This window comes from Methylobacterium segetis (genome assembly GCF_004348265.1).
Taxonomy (GTDB): Bacteria; Pseudomonadota; Alphaproteobacteria; order Rhizobiales; family Beijerinckiaceae; genus Methylobacterium; species Methylobacterium segetis.
Genome location: NZ_SMNT01000245.1, coordinates 1 through 1,708 on the forward strand (window position 1 = coordinate 1; position 1,708 = coordinate 1,708).

Here is a 1,708-nt window from a genome sequence, read left to right on the forward strand (position 1 = left end):
AACAACCCGAACGATGCCAGCACCGGCACCAACCAGGATGGCGGCCTCGCCGTGCGGCTTCAGGCCGAGGATGCGGCCGGCGCCCTCGCGGGCCTCGTCAGCCGGTTCGACGACGAGGGCATCACCTTCGTGGCCGCGGCCGGAACGACCTTCGACGTGCGGGACCTCGTCTCCGGCGTGCAGCGGGGCGACGCCTTCGAGGTCGTTACGCTCGGCACGCAGGCCGACGACATCCTGACGGCCGTGCAGGGCTCGCGCTCCTACTACATCAACGGCGGCCAGGGGAACGACACCATCACCGGGGGCACGGCCAACGACTTCCTCGTGGGCGGCGCCGGCAACGACACCCTCTCGGGCCTCGACGGCAACGACAGCTTTATCGGCGGGGCGGGCACCGACACCATCTTCGGTGGCGCAGGCAACGACACTGCAATCTTCAACGTGTCGACGGACGGCAGCGACGCGATCGATCTCGGCGCGGGCGACGACATTGTCAACGTCTCCGCGGCGTCGGCCGGCCAGATCCGCCTGACCTTCACCTCGGCCGAGGTCGGCAACAACAACCCGAACGATGCCAGCACCGGCACCAACCAGGATGGCGGCCTCGCCGTGCGGCTTCAGGCCGAGGATGCGGCCGGCGCCCTCGCGGGCCTCGTCAGCCGGTTCGACGACGAGGGCATCACCTTCGTGGCCGCGGCCGGAACGACCTTCGACGTGCGGGACCTCGTCTCCGGCGTGCAGCGGGGCGACGCCTTCGAGGTCGTTACGCTCGGCACGCAGGCCGACGACATCCTGACGGCCGTGCAGGGCTCGCGCTCCTACTACATCAACGGCGGCCAGGGGAACGACACCATCACCGGGGGCACGGCCAACGACTTCCTCGTGGGCGGCGCCGGCAACGACACCCTCTCGGGCCTCGACGGCAACGACAGCTTTATCGGCGGGGCGGGCACCGACACCATCTTCGGTGGCGCAGGCAACGACACTGCAATCTTCAACGTGTCGACGGACGGCAGCGACGCGATCGATCTCGGCGCGGGCGACGACATTGTCAACGTCTCCGCGGCGTCGGCCGGCCAGATCCGCCTGACCTTCACCTCGGCCGAGGTCGGCAACAACAACCCGAACGATGCCAGCACCGGCACCAACCAGGATGGCGGCCTCGCCGTGCGGCTTCAGGCCGAGGATGCGGCCGGCGCCCTCGCGGGCCTCGTCAGCCGGTTCGACGACGAGGGCATCACCTTCGTGGCCGCGGCCGGAACGACCTTCGACGTGCGGGACCTCGTCTCCGGCGTGCAGCGGGGCGACGCCTTCGAGGTCGTTACGCTCGGCACGCAGGCCGACGACATCCTGACGGCCGTGCAGGGCTCGCGCTCCTACTACATCAACGGCGGCCAGGGGAACGACACCATCACCGGGGGCACGGCCAACGACTTCCTCGTGGGCGGCGCCGGCAACGACACCCTCTCGGGCCTCGACGGCAACGACAGCTTTATCGGCGGGGCGGGCACCGACACCATCTTCGGTGGCGCAGGCAACGACACTGCAATCTTCAACGTGTCGACGGACGGCAGCGACGCGATCGATCTCGGCGCGGGCGACGACATTGTCAACGTCTCCGCGGCGTCGGCCGGCCAGATCCGCCTGACCTTCACCTCGGCCGAGGTCGGCAACAACAACCCGAACGATGCCAGCACCGGCACCAACC

The 1,708-nt window shown here is 69.4% G+C and carries 1 protein-coding gene; it reads left to right on the top strand.

The window, feature by feature from the left end; translation table 11 throughout:
* Nucleotides 1–1,708: calcium-binding protein (locus tag E1J50_RS26435; protein ID WP_132257229.1), on the top strand; the 1,708-nt coding region annotated here is incomplete at both ends.